The 19,724-nt window shown below is 70.2% G+C and carries 16 protein-coding genes and 1 rRNA gene; 13 read left to right on the top strand and 4 right to left on the bottom strand.

Going from position 1 to position 19,724, the window contains the following annotated elements:
- Positions 1-64: 64 nt before the first annotated feature.
- Positions 65-1,474, bottom strand: coding sequence for a DNA repair protein RadA (gene radA, locus HDA41_RS22825; RefSeq protein WP_184986659.1), 1,410 nt, complete (start codon positions 1,472-1,474; stop codon positions 65-67).
- Between the two features lie 198 nt (positions 1,475-1,672).
- On the opposite strand from radA, the gene HDA41_RS22830 reads away from it, so the two are divergent.
- Positions 1,673-3,385 (top strand): BACON domain-containing protein, encoded by a 1,713-nt coding sequence (locus HDA41_RS22830; RefSeq protein ID WP_184986661.1) that lies wholly within the window; start codon positions 1,673-1,675, stop codon positions 3,383-3,385.
- A 247-nt stretch (positions 3,386-3,632) separates the two neighbouring features.
- Here the strand turns inward: HDA41_RS22830 and HDA41_RS22835 are convergent, their stop codons facing one another.
- Positions 3,633-4,433, bottom strand: coding sequence for a DUF3109 family protein (locus HDA41_RS22835; protein ID WP_184986663.1), 801 nt, complete (start codon positions 4,431-4,433; stop codon positions 3,633-3,635).
- Between the two features lie 71 nt (positions 4,434-4,504).
- Between HDA41_RS22835 and HDA41_RS22840 the strand changes: the two genes are divergently transcribed.
- The 4 genes from HDA41_RS22840 to ilvD all read left to right on the top strand — a co-directional run bounded on the left by HDA41_RS22840 (position 4,505) and on the right by ilvD (position 8,994).
- Positions 4,505-5,437 carry a Ppx/GppA family phosphatase gene (locus tag HDA41_RS22840; RefSeq protein WP_184986665.1) on the top strand — a complete coding sequence of 311 codons (933 nt, stop codon included), beginning with the start codon at positions 4,505-4,507 and terminating at the stop codon, positions 5,435-5,437.
- A 105-nt stretch (positions 5,438-5,542) separates the two neighbouring features.
- Complete coding sequence (locus HDA41_RS22845) at positions 5,543-6,367, top strand: sugar phosphate isomerase/epimerase family protein (protein ID WP_184986667.1); 825 nt, start codon at positions 5,543-5,545, stop codon at positions 6,365-6,367.
- Positions 6,364-7,002, top strand: a complete 639-nt coding sequence (locus HDA41_RS22850) for a TetR/AcrR family transcriptional regulator (RefSeq protein ID WP_184986669.1) — start codon at positions 6,364-6,366, stop codon at positions 7,000-7,002. Before HDA41_RS22845 ends, HDA41_RS22850 begins: the two co-directional genes overlap by 4 nt.
- Before the next feature lie 138 nt (positions 7,003-7,140).
- Entirely contained in the window at positions 7,141-8,994 is a 1,854-nt protein-coding gene (ilvD, locus tag HDA41_RS22855; protein WP_184986671.1) for a dihydroxy-acid dehydratase, read from the top strand.
- A 48-nt stretch (positions 8,995-9,042) separates the two neighbouring features.
- On the opposite strand, the gene HDA41_RS22860 is transcribed toward ilvD, so the two are convergent.
- Positions 9,043-11,136 (bottom strand): serine/threonine-protein kinase, encoded by a 2,094-nt coding sequence (locus HDA41_RS22860; protein WP_184986673.1) that lies wholly within the window; start codon positions 11,134-11,136, stop codon positions 9,043-9,045.
- Between the two features lie 182 nt (positions 11,137-11,318).
- Between HDA41_RS22860 and HDA41_RS22865 the strand changes: the two genes are divergently transcribed.
- The 7 genes from HDA41_RS22865 (at position 11,319) to proC (ending at position 16,002) form a co-directional block, all read left to right on the top strand.
- Positions 11,319-11,642, top strand: a complete 324-nt coding sequence (locus HDA41_RS22865; RefSeq protein ID WP_184986675.1) for an SH3 domain-containing protein — start codon at positions 11,319-11,321, stop codon at positions 11,640-11,642.
- A gap of 40 nt (positions 11,643-11,682) precedes the next feature.
- Positions 11,683-12,015: an SH3 domain-containing protein gene (locus tag HDA41_RS22870; RefSeq protein WP_184986677.1), complete on the top strand. Its 333-nt coding sequence runs from the start codon at positions 11,683-11,685 to the stop codon at positions 12,013-12,015.
- A gap of 43 nt (positions 12,016-12,058) precedes the next feature.
- Positions 12,059-12,574, top strand: coding sequence for an EamA/RhaT family transporter (locus HDA41_RS22875; protein WP_184986680.1), 516 nt, complete (start codon positions 12,059-12,061; stop codon positions 12,572-12,574).
- 61 nt (positions 12,575-12,635) lie between these two features.
- Positions 12,636-13,466, top strand: a complete 831-nt coding sequence (locus HDA41_RS22880) for a class I SAM-dependent methyltransferase (RefSeq protein ID WP_184986682.1) — start codon at positions 12,636-12,638, stop codon at positions 13,464-13,466.
- 32 nt (positions 13,467-13,498) lie between these two features.
- A complete protein-coding gene (locus HDA41_RS22885) occupies positions 13,499-14,308 on the top strand; it encodes an ABC transporter ATP-binding protein (RefSeq protein WP_184986684.1) in 810 nt (269 codons plus the stop codon).
- Positions 14,305-15,075: an ABC transporter permease gene (locus tag HDA41_RS22890; RefSeq protein WP_184986686.1), complete on the top strand. Its 771-nt coding sequence runs from the start codon at positions 14,305-14,307 to the stop codon at positions 15,073-15,075. Before HDA41_RS22885 ends, HDA41_RS22890 begins: the two co-directional genes overlap by 4 nt.
- A gap of 114 nt (positions 15,076-15,189) precedes the next feature.
- The gene (gene proC, locus HDA41_RS22895) at positions 15,190-16,002 is read left to right on the top strand and encodes a pyrroline-5-carboxylate reductase (RefSeq protein ID WP_184986688.1); all 813 of its coding nucleotides are present in this window, start codon (positions 15,190-15,192) and stop codon (positions 16,000-16,002) included.
- A gap of 50 nt (positions 16,003-16,052) precedes the next feature.
- Here proC and trpS read toward each other — a convergent pair whose 3' ends face one another.
- The gene (gene trpS / locus HDA41_RS22900; protein WP_184986705.1) at positions 16,053-17,090 is read right to left on the bottom strand and encodes a tryptophan--tRNA ligase; all 1,038 of its coding nucleotides are present in this window, start codon (positions 17,088-17,090) and stop codon (positions 16,053-16,055) included.
- 831 nt (positions 17,091-17,921) lie between these two features.
- Here trpS and HDA41_RS22905 point away from each other — a divergent pair.
- A 16S ribosomal RNA gene (locus HDA41_RS22905) occupies positions 17,922-19,450 on the top strand.
- Positions 19,451-19,724 lie beyond the last annotated feature (274 nt).

The following is a 19,724-nucleotide window of genomic DNA, read 5'->3' on the forward strand; positions in this document are numbered from 1 at the left end:
CAGGTTCTGGGCGCCCCCGTGTCGCGCGCTCGGTTCGCACGGACGGGCGAGACCAGGGCAAAGTCTACCGGCGCCCCTCCTCGTCCCGTGGGGCCTCTCTGCGACGGGACCGGGGGAGGACGCGCAGGGCGTCCCCTATGTCCGCGACTTCCAGGACCTTCATGCCCGAGGGGATCTTGCCCGGGTCGCCCGGTACGAGGGCGTGGGTGAAGCCCAGACGGTGGGCTTCGGCCAGCCTGCGCTGCACGCCCGTGACCCGTCTGACCTCGCCCGCGAGGCCGACTTCTCCGATCGCGACGAGGTTCTTGGGGAGAGGTGTGTCACTCGCCGCGCTGGCCAGGGCGAGGGCGACGGCCAGGTCCGCGGCGGGCTCCGAGAGCTTCACACCGCCGACCGTCGCGGAGTAGATGTCCCTTTTGCCCAAGGCGCTGATCCGGCCGCGCTGTTCCAGCACCGCCAGCATCATCGAGACGCGGGAGGTCTCCAGGCCCGAGGTGGTGCGGCGCGGGGAGGGGATCTGCGAGTCGACCGTGAGCGCCTGGACCTCGGCGACCAGGGGGCGGCGGCCTTCCAGAGTGACGGTCAGGCAGGTGCCCGGGACCGGTTCGGCCCGACGGGTCAGGAAGAGTCCGCTCGGGTCGGCCAGGCCCGTGATGCCCTCGTCGTGCAGCTCGAAGCAGCCGACCTCGTCGGTGGTGCCGTAGCGGTTCTTGACGCCCCGGACGAGACGGAGGCGGGCGTGCCGGTCGCCCTCGAAGCTCAGGACGACGTCGACCAGGTGCTCCAGCAGGCGCGGGCCCGCGATGGCGCCGTCCTTGGTGACATGGCCCACGAGCAGCGTGGACATGCCGCGCTCCTTGGAGGCCCGGATCAGGGCCCCGGCGACCTCCCGCACCTGGGCCATGCCGCCGGGAGCGCCGTCGATCTCCGGGGAGGCCACCGTCTGCACCGAGTCCATGATCAGCAGCGACGGCTTGACCGCGTCCAAGTGGCCCAGCACCGCCGCCAGATCCGTCTCCGCGGCCAGGTAGAGGTGGTCGTCGATGGCGCCGATGCGGTCGGCGCGCAGCCGGACCTGGCTCGCCGACTCCTCACCCGTGACGTACAGCGTGCGGTGCTCGTCGCTCGCCGACTTGGCCGCCACGTCGAGCAGCAGCGTCGACTTGCCGACCCCTGGCTCGCCCGCGACCAGCACCACCGCGCCGGGTACGAGTCCGCCGCCGAGCACGCGGTCCAGCTCGGGCACGCCGGTGGAGCGGGCGGTGGCCTGGCGGCCGTCCACCTGGCCGATGGGCACGGCGGAGGTGGTGACGCGGCCCGGCGTCGTCGTACGGACCGCGGGCGCGCCGTACTCCTCGACCGTCCCCCAGGCCTGGCACTCGGGGCAGCGGCCGAGCCACTTCGCCGTCTGCCAGCCGCACTCCGTGCAGCGGTAGGACGGACGGTCCTTGGTGGTCTTCGTACGGGCAGCCATGGAACGAAACCGTAGCCGCCGTCACTGACAACGCGGGGACCGACCGGGTCGGCCACCTGCGCGCCAGGGGCCCCGCCACCGCGCGCCGGCGGCGGAACCACTCGTTCATGTCCCCGTTTGAGGGATCGTTTCACCCGTACGGATTAAATGTGCTCAAGCCGCCGGAAGGTGCCACACTCCCGGCCCTACGGTCGCCGAATGATGAGCAGTACTCCGGAGATCTCGACCCGCACGGCCGGCCCGCACCGGGCGCACCGGGAAGCGCGTGACCGCGGGGCGGCGCGCACGCTGGCGCAGCGCCCGCCCGCGCGCTACGAGCCCTACCTGGACGGCCTGTTCACGTACTGCCTGTCCGTGCTGTGCGACCACGACGCCGCGACCGCCGCCCTGGGCGACGCCCTCGCCCTCGCCGAACGCCGCAGCCGGCACGTCCCCGACGCCCCAGCCGACCGCAGGGCGTGGCTGTACGCGCTGGCCCGCTGGGCGTGCCTGCGCAAGCTGGCCGAGGCCAAGCAGAAACGTCAGAGCAGCCACGCGGCGGGCCGCCCGCAGCGCGCCGACCGGCCGGCCGGCCCGGCCGTCTCCGAGGAGGTCCGGGAACGGCGGCGGCGCGAACTGGCCCTGCTGGCCTGGCCCGAGGCCGCCGGCACCACCCCGGAGCAGCGCGAGGCGCTCGAACTGGCCGTGCGCCACCACCTCGCCGCCCAGGAGGTCGCCGCCGTCCTGGGCATGGCCCCGGCCGCCGCCCGCGACCTGCTCGCCTCCGCCGCCTGCGAGGTGGAACGCACGCGTGCGGCCCTCGCCGTGGTCGAGACCGGGGCGTGTCCGAGCGTCGCTCACCTCGTCGGCGAGGACCGGCCCGTGCTCGGCACGGCCCTGCGCCGCGAACTCGTCCGGCACGTCGACGACTGCCCGCGCTGCCGCCGCGCCGCCGAGCGTGCCATCCCCGGCCGCTGGCCCGGCACCAGCGTCACACCCGCCGAACTGCCCGTCCTGCCGGCCCCGCGCGCGGCCCTGCACGTCGCCATGGCCCACCACTCACGCGCGCGTGGCGCCGGACCCCGCTTCGACCGGCGCGGCTTCCCGATGGACCCCAAGGACCGCGCCGCCCGCAGGGACCGGCTCCGCGCGCGTGCCGTCACCACGACCGTCGTCGCCACCGTCGTGGCCGCCCCCGTGCTCGCCCTGTGGGCCGCCTACCGGGGCACCCCCGTCGGCGAGGGCCAGGACGGCCGCTCCGCCTCCGCACGCGAGGCGGACGACTCGTTCGCCCTGGACGGCGAGATGGCCGGCGGCGGCTACGAGAACACCGGCAACGCGAGCACCAGACCGGGGCCCCGCTTCGGCAAGAACGGCAAGGCCGACGTCTCCGTGGAGGTCATCGGCGTCGCCGGCGCCGGCCGTAAGAGCGCCCTGGACGTCACAGCGGACAACAGCGGCGACACCACCCTGATCACCCTGACCGCCACGGGCCCGTCCCCGGTCCGCTGGTCCGCGTCCACGGGAGCGGACTGGCTCTACCTGAGCGAGTCGTCGGGAACGCTCAGGCCCGGCGAGTCGTTGACGATCAAGGTGTACGTCGACCATCTGCGGGAGCCCTCCGGCCTCTGGCACGCGCAGGTGGCGGTCGCACCGGTGGGCGCCGTCGTCCACATCGAGGGCTACGGCACCGCGCCCAGCCCCTCCGACCCGGGCCCGCGTCCGGACCCCCGCCCCGGCGGCCCGAGCGACCCGCCTCCGCCCCAGCCCGACCCGACGCCCACCACCTCGGTCCCACCGGACCCGGCACCGACCACCCCGCCCCCGTCACCCGACCCGGACCCCACACCCACGGACCCGGGCCCGACGGACCCGACGGGCTCGACGCCCCCGCCCTCGGACGGCGGCGACCCGAGCCCGCCCACGTCCTAGTGCCGCGGCAGGCAACGTTCGCCCCGTCGCGACGCCCGGCACGCTCCCCCACTGCCTTAAGGGCGTGGGAGGTACCCCCACTCGCCGCACCGGGCACAAGCCCGAGTACATCCAGTACGAGGGCGTGCACCCGGCACGTCGAGAGCACGCACCGGACGCCGCTCCTTGACGGGCAGACGTTGCCTGCCGCGGCACTAGACGGTCGTCACGGTCCTGAAAGCCCTGGACGCCGTCATGGCCGCGGTCGTCAGCCGACCGGATCAGCAGGGTGCGGCGCCAGCAACGGCAGCTGCGAGGCCAGCCGCTCCTCGCACAGCTCCACCAGCCGGTCGTAGCCGGCCTTGCCCATCAGCTCGATCAGCTCCGGCCGGTAGGAGACGTACACCGGCTCGCCCGCTCCGTGCGCCGAGGTCGCCGAGGTGCACCACCAGTGCAGGTCGTGGCCGCCCGGCCCCCAGCCGCGGCGGTCGTACTCACCGATCGACACCTGGAGCACACGCGTGTCGTCGGGCCGGTCGATCCACTCGTAGGTCCGCCGCACCGGCAGCTGCCAGCACACGTCCGGCTTGGTCTCCAGCGGCTCCCGGCCCTCCTTCAGGGCGAGGATGTGCAGCGAGCAGCCCGCGCCGCCCGCGAAGCCGGGCCGGTTCTGGAAGACGCACGAGCCCTGGAAGGGGCGCGTCTGCCGGTCGCCGTCCTCGTCTTCCGAGATCCAGCCGTTCCGCGTGCCCTCGGCATGGTGCTGCCAGATGTCCGGCGTGAGCCTCGCCACATGCTCGGCGACCCGCTTCTCGTCGTCCTCGTCGGAGAAGTGGGCACCCAACGTGCAGCACCCGTCGTCCGCACGGCCGGCCTGGATGCCCTGGCAGCCGCTGCCGAAGATGCAGTTCCAGCGAGAGGTCAGCCATGTCAGATCGCAGCGGAAGACCTGCTCGTCGTCCGCCGGATCAGGAAACTCCACCCAGGCACGGGCGAAGTCGAGGCCCTTCTCGTCGGGCCGGGGAACGCCCGATGATTTGTCGCGCTTCGCCTTTTTCGTCTTTGGCACGAGTCCAGAGTACGGGCCGTGTACCCACACCGAGGACGGCGGAGGGCACGGCTGGCAGTAGCGTTCCGTACATGAGACTCGGTGTCCTCGACGTGGGATCGAACACGGTGCATCTGCTCGTGGTGGACGCGCATTCCGGCGCGTGCCCGTTGCCCGCGCACTCGCACAAGGCGGAACTGCGCCTCGCCCAGCTCCTCGACGACGACGGCGCGATCGGCCCCCAGGGCGTCGACCGGCTGGTCTCGGTCGTCCAGGAGTCGCTCCAGGCAGCCGAGGACAAGGGCGTCGAGGACCTCCTGACGTTCGCCACCTCCGCCGTGCGCGAGGCCCGCAACGCCGACGACGTCCTGGCGCGCGTGCGCACCGAGACCGGCGTCGAGCTCCAGGTCCTCACCGGCGAGGAGGAGGCCCGTCTCACCTTCCTCGCCGCCCGCCGATGGTTCGGCTGGTCGGCCGGGAAACTGCTGGTCCTGGACATCGGTGGCGGCTCCCTGGAGATCGCCTACGGCATCGACGAGGAGCCCGACGCGGCCGCGTCCCTGCCGCTGGGTGCCGGCCGCCTCACCGCCGGGTGGCTGCCCGGCGACCCGCCCGCCCCGGACGACGTGCGGGCCCTGCGCCGCCACGTCCGGACCGAGGTCGCCCGCACGGTCGGCGAGTTCAGCCGCTTCGGCCCGCCCGATCGCGTCGTCGCCACGTCCAAGACCTTCAAGCAGCTCGCCCGCATCGCGGGAGCCGCCCGCTCCGCCGAGGGCCTCTACGTCCAGCGCGAACTCAAGCGGAAGTCCCTGGAGGAATGGGTCCCGAGGCTGGCCGGCATGACGGAGGCGGAACGGGCCGAGCTCCCGGGCGTCTCGGAGGGCAGGGCGGGCCAGCTGCTGGCGGGGGCCCTCGTGGCCGAGGCCGCGATGGACCTCTTCGGCGTGGAGCGCCTGGAAATCTGCCCGTGGGCGCTCAGGGAGGGCGTGATCCTGCGTCACCTGGATCACATGGAGTCGGTGTAGCGGCCTCAAGCGGCCACAGAACGACCCGCGCCCGCCTATGGCAAACACCACAACGGCGAACAGGCACCCCGCCCCACCCCGACCACACCCCGTAATCTGTCCTGCATGGCAGAGCCAGCCGTAAGGATCCCGGACGCGAAGGTCGCACTCTCGACGGCCTCGGTCTACCCGGAGTCGACGGCCACGGCCTTCGAGATCGCCGCGCGCCTCGGCTACGACGGCGTCGAGGTCATGGTCTGGACCGACCCCGTGAGCCAGGACATCGAGGCCCTGCGCAGACTCAGCGACTACCACCAGATCCCGGTCCTGGCCGTGCACGCCCCCTGCCTGCTCATCACGCAGCGCGTCTGGTCCACGGACCCCTGGACCAAGCTCCAGCGGGCCCGCGCGGCGGCCGAGAAGCTCGACGCGAGCACCGTCGTCGTCCACCCGCCCTTCCGCTGGCAGCGCCAGTACGCCAGGGACTTCGTCGCGGGCATCTGGCGCATGGCGAACGAGACGGACGTACGGTTCGCCGTCGAGAACATGTACCCCTGGCGCTACCGCGACCGCGAGATGCTCGCGTACGCCCCCGACTGGGACGTGACGAAGGACGACTACCGCCACTTCACGATCGACCTCAGCCACACCGCGACGGCCCGCAGCGACGCGCTGGACATGGTCGACCGCATGGGCGACCGCCTGGGCCACGTCCACCTCGCCGACGGCAGGGGCTCGGCCAAGGACGAGCACCTCGTGCCCGGCCGCGGCACCCAGCCCTGCGCCGAGGTGCTGGAGCGGCTCGCCCTGACCGGCTTCGACGGGCACGTCGTCATCGAGGTCAACACCCGCCGCGCCATGTCGAGCGCGGAGCGCGAGGCCGACCTGGCGGAGGCGCTGGCCTTCACACGCCTGCACCTGGCCTCGGCGGCGAAGGTGCCGAGGCGATGAACGACCTGCCCCCAGGCGGGCCCCCGGCCGGCACCGGGATCACCGCCCGCCGCCGGGGCCGCCCTCCGCGCACGGAGTCGGCCGACACCCGGGACCGCATCCTCACCGCCGCCCGCGACGAGTTCTCCGAGCGCGGCTACGAGAAGACGTCCGTGCGCGGCATCGCCAAGGCGGCCGGGGTCGACTCGGCGCTCGTGCACCACTATTTCGGGACGAAGGAGCAGGTCTTCGAGGCGGCGATCACCCAGGCCTTCGGTCCCGCCCTGCAGGCACCGAAGGCCATCGAGGAGGGCCCGCTCGACGGCGTGGGGGAGCGTCTGGCCCGCTTCTTCTTCGGCGTCTGGGAGAACCCGGCGACCCGTGCGCCCCTGCTCGCCATCGTCCGCTCCGCCGTCACCAACGAAACGGCGGCCACCGTCTTCCGCCGCATCGTCGCCACCCAGGTGCTGCGCCGCATCGCGGGGCGACTGGACCTGCCGGACGCCGAGCTGCGGGCCGAGCTCGCCGCCGCCCAGCTCGTGGGCACCGCGATGCTGCGGTACGTCATCAAGGTCGAGCCGCTGGCCTCGGCGGACCCCGAGCGGATCATCGCGCGGCTGGCACCGGTCGTCCAGGAACACCTGACCGGACCGTAAGCCGCACGGAGCCGTCGGCCGAGACGGGCATCCCGCATTACGGACACTCCGTCCCGCCCTCTGGATGACCGGCGTACGCTCGGTAGCAGTCAGAAATCTCCGAATCCTCTGACGCAGTCTCTGAAGGAGCGAGCGACGATGCCCGAGCTGAGGTCCCGCACAGTCACCCACGGCCGCAACATGGCGGGCGCCCGCGCCCTTATGCGCGCCTCCGGTGTACCGGGTGCGGACATCGGCCGCAAGCCGATCATCGCGGTCGCCAACAGCTTCACGGAGTTCGTGCCGGGCCACACCCACCTCCAGCCGGTCGGCCGGATCGTCAGCGAGGCGATCGTCGAGGCCGGCGGCATCCCGCGCGAGTTCAACACGATCGCCGTCGACGACGGCATCGCGATGGGCCACGGCGGCATGCTCTACAGCCTCCCCTCCCGCGACCTGATCGCGGACAGCGTGGAGTACATGGTCGAGGCCCACTGCGCCGACGCCCTGATCTGCATCTCCAACTGCGACAAGATCACGCCGGGCATGCTCAACGCCGCCCTGCGCCTGAACATCCCGACGGTCTTCGTCTCCGGCGGCCCGATGGAGTCCGGCCGGGCCACGCTCGTCGACGGCACGGTCCGCACCCTCGACCTGGTCGACGCGATCTCCGACGCCGTCAACGACAAGATCTCGGACGAGGACATCCTCCGTATCGAGGAGAACGCCTGTCCGACCTGCGGCTCGTGTTCGGGCATGTTCACCGCCAACTCGATGAACTGCCTCACCGAGGCCATCGGCCTCTCCCTCCCGGGCAACGGCTCGGTCCTGGCCACCCACACGGCCCGCAAGAAGCTGTACGTCGACGCGGCCAACACGGTCATGGACATCACCCGCCGCTACTACGAGCAGGACGACGACACGGTCCTGCCGCGCAACGTCGCCACGTTCGCGGCCTTCGAGAACGCCATGGCCCTCGACATCGCGATGGGCGGCTCGACCAACACGATCCTGCACCTGCTGGCCGCGGCCCAGGAGGCCGGCGTCCCCTTCGGCCTGGAGGAGATCGACGCGGTCTCCCGCCGGGTCCCCTGCCTGGCCAAGGTGGCGCCGAACGTCGCCAAGGACCGCACGTACTACATGGAGGACGTGCACCGCGCCGGTGGCATCCCCGCCCTGCTCGGCGAGCTGCACCGCGGGGGTCTGCTCAACGAGGACGTGCACGCGGTCCACAGCCCGTCCCTGGCCGACTGGATGAAGACCTGGGACGTGCGCGGCGGCTCCCCGTCCCCCGAGGCGATCGAGCTGTGGCACGCGGCCCCCGGCTGCGTCCGCTCCGCCGAGGCCTTCTCCCAGTCCGAGCGCTGGGAGGCCCTCGACGAGGACGCCGAGGGCGGCTGCATCCGCTCCGTCGAGCACGCGTACTCCAAGGACGGCGGCCTCGCGGTCCTCAAGGGCAACCTCGCGGTCGACGGCTGTGTGGTGAAGACGGCCGGCGTCGACGAGTCGATCTGGACCTTCGAGGGTCCGGCGGTCGTCTGCGAGTCGCAGGAGGAGGCCGTCGAGAAGATCCTGCTGAAGCAGATCAAGGAGGGCGACGTCGTCGTCATCCGCTACGAGGGCCCCAAGGGCGGCCCCGGCATGCAGGAGATGCTCTACCCGACCTCGTACCTGAAGGGCCGCGGCCTCGGCAAGTCCTGCGCCCTGATCACCGACGGCCGCTTCTCCGGCGGCACGTCCGGCCTCTCCATCGGGCACGCCTCGCCCGAGGCGGCCGGCGGCGGCACCATCGCCCTCGTCGAGGACGGCGACCGCATCCGCATCGACATCCCGAACCGCTCCATCGAGCTCCTCGTCGACGACGCCGAGCTGGCCCGCCGCGAGCAGGCGCTGAACGGCGTGTACGCACCGAAGAACCGCGACCGCAAGGTCTCGGCGGCGCTGCGGGCCTACGCGGCGATGGCGACCAGCGCGGACAAGGGCGCCGTGCGCGACGTGACGATGCTGGGCTGAGCCCTTCGGAAGGGGCCGCCTCCTGCCGGGGGCGGCCCTTTTCCGTGCCTACCAGGCCGACGGATCGCGCCCGTTCACGGCGAAGACGGTGCCTTGGGGGGCGGTGGCGTAGACGCGGCCCTCCACGATCACGGGCCGGGGCAGGGCGGCCGGGACCCGGTCCGCGTCGGAGCCGAGCCGGGAGGGCGTCTGCCCGACGAGTTGTCCGTGGCGGGCGTCGACGGCCAGGAGACGGCCGTCCGGCGTGGAGACGTACACGTACCGGCCGTCGCCGACCGGGGTGGAGCCGCGGAGGACGCCGGTTTCCAGGCTCCAGCGCTGTCTTTGCGCGTCCATGTCGACGGTCACCAGCGATCCGCCGGTCCCCATGAGGTGCACGAGGTTCCCGCGCACGGCGCCATGGGCCTGCTGGAGAGGGACTTTCAGGGGCACGCGCCGCCTCGTCCTGGAGTCCGGGTTGTAGCGGACCACGGCCTTCGCATCCCCGTAGACCTCGTCGAGGGACACGAAGACGACGGACCCGCCCACCGTGCCGAGGGGCTTCAGCGCCCCTTCCAGCCGTGCGTCCCACCGCACCTCACCCGTGTCGGGATCCACCGCGGTGACCCGCGTGCCCGACCCGTCGTCCAAAGCGCTCGTCGCGTAGGCCAGCGGGTCACCGGTGAAGGCGGCGAAGTACGGCGCTTTGTGACCGGGTATCCGGTGGCTCCACCGCGTGTCACCGGAGGCGCTGTCCACGCCGGTGACCGTCCCGTCGGCGCCGGTGAGCAGAAGCATGCCTCCGGTGGACTCCATGCCGACGTACGCGGGCATGTTCCGCTGCCAACGTGCCTTGCCCGAGGCGGGATCGAGCGCCTCCAGGCGTCCGACCTGGCCTGATGAGGGCTGCACGAGCCCACCCGACAGGACCGGCGGTCCGCTCACGGGTGCCTCGGCGACGGCGTGCCGCCACAGCAGATGGCCGTCGGCCGGATCGAGGGCGAAGACCACCCCGGGCTGGGAACAGAGCAACCGGCGTGCCCCGTAGGAGCATTGGGGCGCGTTCTTCTTGGACGCCGGGGTCGCCTCCCACGCACTCCAGGCGGCAGACGTGGTCCGCGGGGCGGTGTTCTGCGGAGCCCCGCCGTCACCGCCGGGCGACCGGACCAGGACCAGAGCGCCGATCACGGCCAGGCCGAGCGCCCCGGCTCCGAGGACCGCCCGCTTGCCGAGGCGTCTTCCGGCACGGCGACGAGGCTCCTCCTCGGTGCGGGACGGCGGCCTCGGCGTCTCTGCGGTCCGCTGCGCCGGTATGAACGCCTGCGTGTCGTACGAGGCGGCGACCGACCGCAGCTCCCGCATCAACTCGTCCGGTGTCGGCCGGTCCTCCGGCTCCTTGGCCAGACACCGCACCACGAGCGGTGCGAGCTCCTCCGGTACGCCGGCCAGGTCGGGCTCATCGTGCACGACCTGGTAGGCGACGACGTACGGGCTGTCGGAGTCGAACGGCCCACGCCCCGTGGCCGCGTGCACCATCACCGACCCGAGGGCGAAGATGTCGGCGGCCGGACCGACCTCCCGTGGCCGCCGGAACTGCTCGGGCGCCATGAAGGGCGGCGTACCGATCAACTTCCCGGTCTCGGTCCGCAGTTCACTGTCCTTTGGCCGGGAAATGCCGAAGTCGATGACCTTCGGGCCGTCCTCGGCGAGCAGGACGTTGCTCGGCTTCAGGTCCCGGTGCACGACCCCGACACGGTGGATGTCGCGCAGCGCCTCCGCGAGCCCGGCCATCAGCCGACGCAACTGGGCCGGGGCCATGGGGCCGTTCCGCTTCACCTGCTGGGCCAGTGTCGGACCCGGGATGAACAGCGTGGCCATCCACGGCCGATCGGCCTCCGGGTCGGCATCGACGACAGGCGCGGTGAAGGCGCCGCTGACCCGCCGAGCCGCGCCCACCTCCTGCCGGAATCGCCCCCTGAACTCGGGGTCCCTGGCGAACTCGGCGTGCACGACCTTCACCGCGAGCTTCATCCCGGACGTGCTCCGGGCCAGATGCACGACACCCATGCCACCCGAGCCGAGGCACGACTCCAGACGGTAGTGACCGGCGTATTCGGGAAGTTCCGCTTCCGCGCCCGCTCCGGTGTTTCGCTGTGGCGCCATGGAACCACCCCCGTGCTGTTCGTCCGCGCGCGCGACGCACGGAGCCTAGTCGATGACTGGTACGGGACAGAGGCGGCTTGCTAGCCTCCATGCGCGAGTCGCGTACATGTGTTTCATGGCGTGATTCAGGGGAATCAACGGGAGCCCATGTCAGTCATGGGGATCAACGGGGGAGGGTTTACATGTCTGTTGACCGTGTGGAAGAGGTCGAGGGCGGGGACGGCGGCGAGGCCGTCGCCACGATGGGGGCATCGGCCCTGCGCTATTACTCGGTCGCACCGGGTGTCCGGCTGAACGTCCGCAGCGGCCCCGGCACCGGCTACACCGTCGTCCGCGTCCTGCCCGAAGGAGCCAAGGTGCCGATCTTCTGCCAGGCGCCGGGCACGACGGTGAGCGGCCCGTACGGCACGTCGAACATCTGGGACAACATCGACAACGGCGAGTACGTCTCCGACTCCTACGTGAACACCGGCAGCGACGGCTACATCCGCCCGCGCTGCTCCTGAATCCACCACCTCAAGCAGCACCACGACCAAGGAGACAACCATGACTTCCCGCAAACGCAGATCCCTCCTGCTCGCAGGCGCCGCAGGAGCCTTTCTCATGGTGACGGCCCCGACGGCCGAGGCGGCGACCTACTACCCGGTCGCGCCGGGCCACCGCGTCAACGTCCGCAGCGGACCCGGTACGAGCTACCCCATCGTGAGGGTTCTGCCCGAGGGGGCCAGGGTGCCGATCCACTGCCAGACGCCGGGGACGACGGTGAGCGGCCCGTACGGCACGTCGAACATCTGGGACAGCATCGACAACGGCGAGTTCATCTCCGACACGTACGTCAAAACGGGCAGCGACGGCTACGTCGCCCCCCGCTGCGGCTGAGCCCCCGAAGAGCCCGCGGCCGCCCCGGAGCCATAATCAAGCCGTGAGCGACGAACCCGGCATCCCGGCCACCCCCGCGGGCTCGACGGGCGGCCCCGTCGGCCCCCACCCCGAACCCATCCGCTTCTTCGGCACGACCTGGCTGAACCACGACAACGGCTACACGGCCCGCCGCATCGGCGTCGCCCTCGGCTCGCTGGCCACCGCGGTCGTCTCCTGCCTCGTCCTCCGCCTCGCCTACCAGGGCCTCCGGATCGCCGCGATCGGCAGCTTCGTCACACTGCTCATGGTCGTGATGTTCGCGATCTGCAGTGCGCTGGCCTTCCGCCACACCTGGGGCGGCTTCACCCGCCGCCCCGACCCCGACCGCCAGGCGTCCCTCCGCTCCCTCCTGACCATCGGTTTCGTCGGCTCCCTCCTCGCGTACTTCTTCCGTTCCCTCACCGAGGCCCCCGGCGAAAAGCTCCAGCGCGAGGAGTACGAGGCAGCCCGCAGGCACCACGCGAAGCGCACGACCCGCCGCTCGGGCAACCCGTCGAAAAAGCGCCGCCGCGCATAGCCCCCGGGCCTCTCACCGAAAACTCACCGCCGCCACCCCCACCCCCGGCCACCATGGCCGTATGACCACACACCCTTCCGCCCCCCATCCCGCCGGAGCCGAAACCACCCCCAAGCCCCCGACCACCGAACCCCCCACCCGCAGCGCCCGCGCCCACTCCTTCAACACCGCCGCAGCCCAGTACGCGGCCAACCGCCCCTCCTACCCCCCAGCCCTCTTCGACGCGGTAGAAGCCCTGGCCGGCCGGCCCCTCCCCGGCTCCCGCGTCGCGGACATCGGCGCCGGCACCGGCATAGCCACCGCCCTCCTCCAGGCACGAGGCGCGAACGTCATCGCCGTAGAACCCGGCGACGGCATGGCGGCCCGGTTCCGCAGCACCCTCCCCGCCATCCCGATCATCCGCGGCACCGGCGACGACCTCCCCCTCGCCGACGCCTCCCTCGACCTCGTCACCTACGCCCAGGCCTGGCACTGGACCGACCCCGCCCGATCCGTCCCGGAGGCCCTCCGCGTCCTGCGCCCCGGCGGCGCCCTCGCGCTCTGGTGGAACACCGACGCCCTCGACGTGCCGTGGATCGCCGAGGCCGCCGCCCGCACAGAGCGCCACTTCGGCATCGACGTCGCGGCAGAGAAGCGGAACGTCAACGCCCGCGCCGCCGACCCCACCGGCCGCCTCGACTTCACCCGCCGCACGGTTCGCTGGAGCCGCCGCATCCCCGTCGACACCCACCTCGCCAACATCGGCAGCCACTCGGTGTTCCTCGTACACGACGAGGAACACACCGCGGCCTTCTTGGCCGAGGAACGCGAGCACCTTCTCAAGACCTTCCCGGACGGCGTCGTCGAGGAGGTCTACGAGGTAGTCCTCCTCCTCGCGAAGACTCCCGCTTGACGCGTCCCACCCCCAGGAGCATTATTCATCACATGGTGAATAATGCTCCTGGTCCGCCACGCCCCAGCACCACCACGGAACCGGCAGCCGTCCACGCCGAGCACCTCACCGTCGCCCGAGGCCCCCGCAAGGTCCTCCGCAACCTCGGCTTCACCGTCCCCCGAGGGCAGATCACCGGCCTCCTCGGCCCCTCCGGCTGCGGCAAGTCCACCCTCATGCGCGCCATCGTCGGCACCCAGGCCAAGGTCACCGGCACCCTGGACGTCCTCGGCCACCCCGCCGGCCACCCCACCCTCCGCACCCGCATCGGCTACGTCACCCAGGCCCCGTCCGTCTACGACGACCTGACGGTCCGACAGAACCTCGACTACTTCGCCGCGATACTCGACCCCGGCCGGCCCGCCGCCGAACGCCGCCACGACAACGTCACCCGCGCGATAGCCGACGTCGACCTCACCACCCACGCCGACGCCCTGGCCGGCAACCTCTCCGGCGGCCAGCGCAGCCGCGTCTCCCTGGCCGTAGCCCTCCTCGGCACTCCCGAACTCCTGGTCCTCGACGAACCGACCGTCGGCCTCGACCCGGTCCTGCGCCGCGACCTGTGGACCCTCTTCCACGACATCGCGGCGAGCCGCGGCGCGACACTCCTCGTCTCCTCCCACGTCATGGACGAGGCAGAACGCTGCCACCGCCTCCTCCTCATGCGCGAGGGCGAGCTCCTCGCCGACGACACCCCGGCGGCCCTGCGCACCCGCACCGGCGCGGCGACGGTCGAGGAGGCCTTCCTGCACCTGGTGGACGAGGCAAAGGCGGCAGCCCGCACAAAGGAGACGACGCGATGACGACCCCCACGCCCACCCCACCGAGGGCCCTGAACGCCTCCCGCACCACCGCCACAGCAACCCGCGTCCTGCGCCAGCTCGCCCACGACCCGCGCACCATCGCACTGCTGATCCTCATCCCGTGCGTGATGCTGCTCCTGCTGCGCTACGTCTTCGACGGCAGCCCGCGCACCTTCGACAGCATCGGCGCGTCCCTGCTCGGGATCTTCCCGCTGATCACGATGTTCCTGGTGACCTCCATCGCCACCCTGCGCGAACGCACCTCGGGCACCCTCGAACGCCTCCTCGCCATGCCCCTCGGCAAGGGCGACCTCATCGCCGGCTACGCCCTGGCCTTCGGCACCCTCGCGATCATCCAGTCCGCCCTGGCCACCGGCCTCGCGGTCTGGATCCTCGGCCTCGACGTCACCGGCAGCCCCTGGCTCCTCCTCCTGGTGGCCCTCCTCGACGCACTCCTCGGCACGGCCCTCGGCCTCTTCGTCTCGGCCTTCGCGGCGTCGGAATTCCAGGCCGTCCAGTTCATGCCGGCGGTGATCTTCCCCCAGCTGCTCCTCTGCGGCCTGTTCACACCCCGCGACAACATGCACCCGGTCCTGGAGGCCGTCTCCGCCGCCCTCCCCATGTCCTACGCGGTGGACGGCATGAACGAGGTCCTCCGCCACACGGACATGACCGCCACGTTCGTACGCGACACCCTGGTGGTCGCCGGCTGCGCCCTGCTGGTCCTGGCCCTGGGCGCGGCGACACTACGCCGCAGGACCTCATAAGCCGGAACCGCCGGTCGCGGCCCGACATCCCGCCCAGCGGACACCCGAACCGCCGAGCCCTCCTCGGTGCGAGGATGTACCCCGGACGACGCACCCCCGGAGGCACCCCGCGCCATGACCCAGAAAGTCGCAGTCCTCGGCACCGGCAAGATCGGCGAAGCCCTGCTCAGCGGAATGATCCGAGCCGGCTGGACCCCGGCCGACCTCCTGGTCACCGCCCGCCGCCAGGAACGAGCCGAAGAACTCCGCACCCGCTACGGCGTCACCCCGGTCACCAACCCGGAAGCCGCGAAGAGCGCCGACACCCTGATCCTCACGGTCAAACCGCAGGACATGGGCACCCTCCTCGACGAACTCGCCCCCCACGTCCCCGCAGACCGCCTGGTCATCAGCGGCGCGGCAGGCATCCCCACCGCGTACTTCGAGGAGCGCCTCGCCCCCGGCACCCCGGTCGTCCGCGTCATGACGAACACCCCGGCCCTGGTCGACGAGGCGATGTCCGTCATCTCCGCCGGCACCCACGCCACCGCCGACCACCTCGCCCACACCGAGGAGATCTTCGGCGCCGTCGGCAAGACGCTCCGCGTCCCCGAGTCCCAGCAGGACGCCTGCACGGCCCTCTCCGGATCCGGCCCGGCCTACTTCTTCTACCTGGTCGAAGCCATGACCGACGCCGGCATCCTCCTCGGCCTGCCCCGCGACAAGGCCCACGACCTGATCGTCCAGTCCGCGATCGGCGCCGCGACGATGCTCCGCGACAGCGGCGAACACCCCGTCAAGCTCCGCGAGAACGTCACGTCCCCGGCCGGTACGACGATCAACGCCATCCGCGAACTCGAGAACCACGGCGTACGAGCCGCCCTCATCGCCGCTCTCGAAGCCGCCCGCGACCGCAGCCGCGCCCTGGCCTCCGGCAACAACAGCTGAGCACGGCGGGCGTCGGGGGGGGCAACCCGCCCCCCGACGCCCGCACCACCTCACACCCTCAGCACGGCCCCACCCGCGCCCGCCGCCTCCGGCACGGCCGGCAGCAACCCGATCGCGCGATAAGCGGCATCCACAGTCGGCCGAGCCGTCCCCCGAGCCCGCTCCGCCCCGTCCCGCAGCACCCCCTCCACATAACCGGGATCCGCACACAACTCCTTGTGCCGCTCCTGCACGGGCCTGAGCACCTCGACCGCAGCCTCCGCGGTGTCCTTCTTCAAGGCCCCGTACGACGCGTACGCCCCGCTCAGCTCCTCAGGACTCCCGCCCGAGCACGCGGCGAGGATCTCCAGCAGATTGGCGAGCCCCGGCCGGGCCTCCCGGTCGTACACGACATCCCGCCCACTGTCGGTCACGGCCCGCATGACCTTCTTCCGCACCACGTCCGGCTCGTCCAGCAGGTAGACGATCCCCGGCCCGACGTCGTCGCTCTTGCCCATCTTCGACGTCGGATCCTGCAGGTTCATCACCCGCGCCGCCACGCCGGGACGTGTGGCCCGAGGCACCACGAACGTATGCCCGTACCGCTGGTTGAACCGCACCGCCAGATCCCGCGTGAGCTCCACGTGCTGCACCTGGTCGTCCCCGACCGGTACCTCGTCGGCCCCGTACGCCAGGATGTCCGCCGCCATCAGCACGGGATACGTCAGCAGCGACAGCCGCACACTCCCGCCCCGACGCTGTTCCCGCGCGGCCTTCTCCTTGTACTGGACCATCCGCCGCATCTCACCGTCGGTGGCCACGCACTCCAGCACGTACGACAACCGCGCGTGCTCGTCCACATGGCTCTGCACGAACAGCGTGCAGAGCTCCGGATCCAGCCCGGACGCCAGCAACAAGGTCGCCGCCTGCCGGCTCAGCCTGCGAACCCGCGCGGGATCGTGGTCCACCGTCAGCGCGTGCAGATCGACGACGCAGAACAAGGCGTCGGCCTCGTACTGGTCGACGGAAGCCCACCGCCGCATGGCTCCCAGGTAGTTCCCCAGCGTCAGATGCCCCGTCGGCTTGACCCCGCTGAAGACCCGTGTCATCTCTCCTCCACCTCCGGTCGTGACCGCCGCCCCGGCGGCCGCCCCTCGGTGGTCTGGAGGGAGAAACAAGAACGGCCGCCGAAGCGGCGGCCGTTGAGTGCATACGTGAGGACGGCCGCCGTCAGGCGGCCCACCACAGCTGGGTGCACGTACGCGTCGTCATGCGCCCCAGAGTACGCCCGCGGAGTGCCGCCCGCCCCTGAGTTGACACGCCCAGACCCGATCCGTAGTGTTCTCCGAGTTGTCCGACGTGAGCGCCGACTCCGGTCGGTCCCCGGACAGCCACTCCGCAAGTACCAACCACTACTCGACGCAGTAGCTCTGTTGTCGTTTCATTGGCATGCGTATTTACGGAATGAGGAATCCCCGTTCGAAAGGACGCGGCCCCCGATTGGCTCGGGAGCCGGGGAATCCGCTAAAGTCTCACTCGTCGGAACGGCCCAACAGCCGCGAAGGCAAACCCTGCTGACAGGGAATCGGGACCGAAAGGATCTGATAGAGTCAGAACCGCCGGAAAGGGAAACGCGGAAGCGGGAACCTGGAAAGCACCGAGGAAATCGGGTCGAGAAAAGATCTGATAGAGTCGGAAACGCAAGACCGAAGGGAAGCGCCCGGAGGAAAGCCCGAGAGGGTGAGTACAAAGGAAGCGACCGTTCCTTGAGAACTCAACAGCGTGCCAAAAGTCAACGCCAGATATGTTGATACCCCGTCTCCAGCATCAGCTGGGGCGAGGTTCCTTTGAAAAAACACAGCGAGGACGCTGTGAACGGCCGGGCTTATTCCGCCTGGCTGTTCCGCTCTCGTGGTGTTGCACCGGATTACCGGTACACATTCACGGAGAGTTTGATCCTGGCTCAGGACGAACGCTGGCGGCGTGCTTAACACATGCAAGTCGAACGATGAACCACTTCGGTGGGGATTAGTGGCGAACGGGTGAGTAACACGTGGGCAATCTGCCCTGCACTCTGGGACAAGCCCTGGAAACGGGGTCTAATACCGGATACTGACCATCTTGGGCATCCAAGGTGTTCGAAAGCTCCGGCGGTGCAGGATGAGCCCGCGGCCTATCAGCTTGTTGGTGAGGTAATGGCTCACCAAGGCGACGACGGGTAGCCGGCCTGAGAGGGCGACCGGCCACACTGGGACTGAGACACGGCCCAGACTCCTACGGGAGGCAGCAGTGGGGAATATTGCACAATGGGCGAAAGCCTGATGCAGCGACGCCGCGTGAGGGATGACGGCCTTCGGGTTGTAAACCTCTTTCAGCAGGGAAGAAGCGAAAGTGACGGTACCTGCAGAAGAAGCGCCGGCTAACTACGTGCCAGCAGCCGCGGTAATACGTAGGGCGCGAGCGTTGTCCGGAATTATTGGGCGTAAAGAGCTCGTAGGCGGCTTGTCGCGTCGGTTGTGAAAGCCCGGGGCTTAACCCCGGGTCTGCAGTCGATACGGGCAGGCTAGAGTTCGGTAGGGGAGATCGGAATTCCTGGTGTAGCGGTGAAATGCGCAGATATCAGGAGGAACACCGGTGGCGAAGGCGGATCTCTGGGCCGATACTGACGCTGAGGAGCGAAAGCGTGGGGAGCGAACAGGATTAGATACCCTGGTAGTCCACGCCGTAAACGGTGGGCACTAGGTGTGGGCAACATTCCACGTTGTCCGTGCCGCAGCTAACGCATTAAGTGCCCCGCCTGGGGAGTACGGCCGCAAGGCTAAAACTCAAAGGAATTGACGGGGGCCCGCACAAGCGGCGGAGCATGTGGCTTAATTCGACGCAACGCGAAGAACCTTACCAAGGCTTGACATACACCGGAAAACCCTGGAGACAGGGTCCCCCTTGTGGTCGGTGTACAGGTGGTGCATGGCTGTCGTCAGCTCGTGTCGTGAGATGTTGGGTTAAGTCCCGCAACGAGCGCAACCCTTGTCCCGTGTTGCCAGCAAGCCCTTCGGGGTGTTGGGGACTCACGGGAGACCGCCGGGGTCAACTCGGAGGAAGGTGGGGACGACGTCAAGTCATCATGCCCCTTATGTCTTGGGCTGCACACGTGCTACAATGGCCGGTACAATGAGCTGCGATACCGCGAGGTGGAGCGAATCTCAAAAAGCCGGTCTCAGTTCGGATTGGGGTCTGCAACTCGACCCCATGAAGTCGGAGTCGCTAGTAATCGCAGATCAGCATTGCTGCGGTGAATACGTTCCCGGGCCTTGTACACACCGCCCGTCACGTCACGAAAGTCGGTAACACCCGAAGCCGGTGGCCCAACCCCCTTGTGGGGAGGGAGCTGTCGAAGGTGGGACTGGCGATTGGGACGAAGTCGTAACAAGGTAGCCGTACCGGAAGGTGCGGCTGGATCACCTCCTTTCTAAGGAGCACTTCTTACCGATCCCTTCGGGGTGAGGTCAGAGGCCAGTACATCAGCGAATGTCTGATGCTGGTTGCTCATGGGTGGAACGTTGACTACTCGGCACGGTCCAGGATGGATTAGGCGCTAGTACTGCTCTTCGGAGCGTGGAACGCTGATCTGGTCAGCTGGCTGTGTCGGGCACGCTGTTGGGTGTCTGAGGGAATGGATTTTTCCTCAGTCGCCGGCCCCAGTGAACTCGCCTGTAAAGGTGGGGTGATGGGTGGCTGGTCGT

Origin of the sequence: Streptomyces caelestis (genome assembly GCF_014205255.1) — a bacterium.
Taxonomy (GTDB): Bacteria; Actinomycetota; Actinomycetes; order Streptomycetales; family Streptomycetaceae; genus Streptomyces; species Streptomyces caelestis.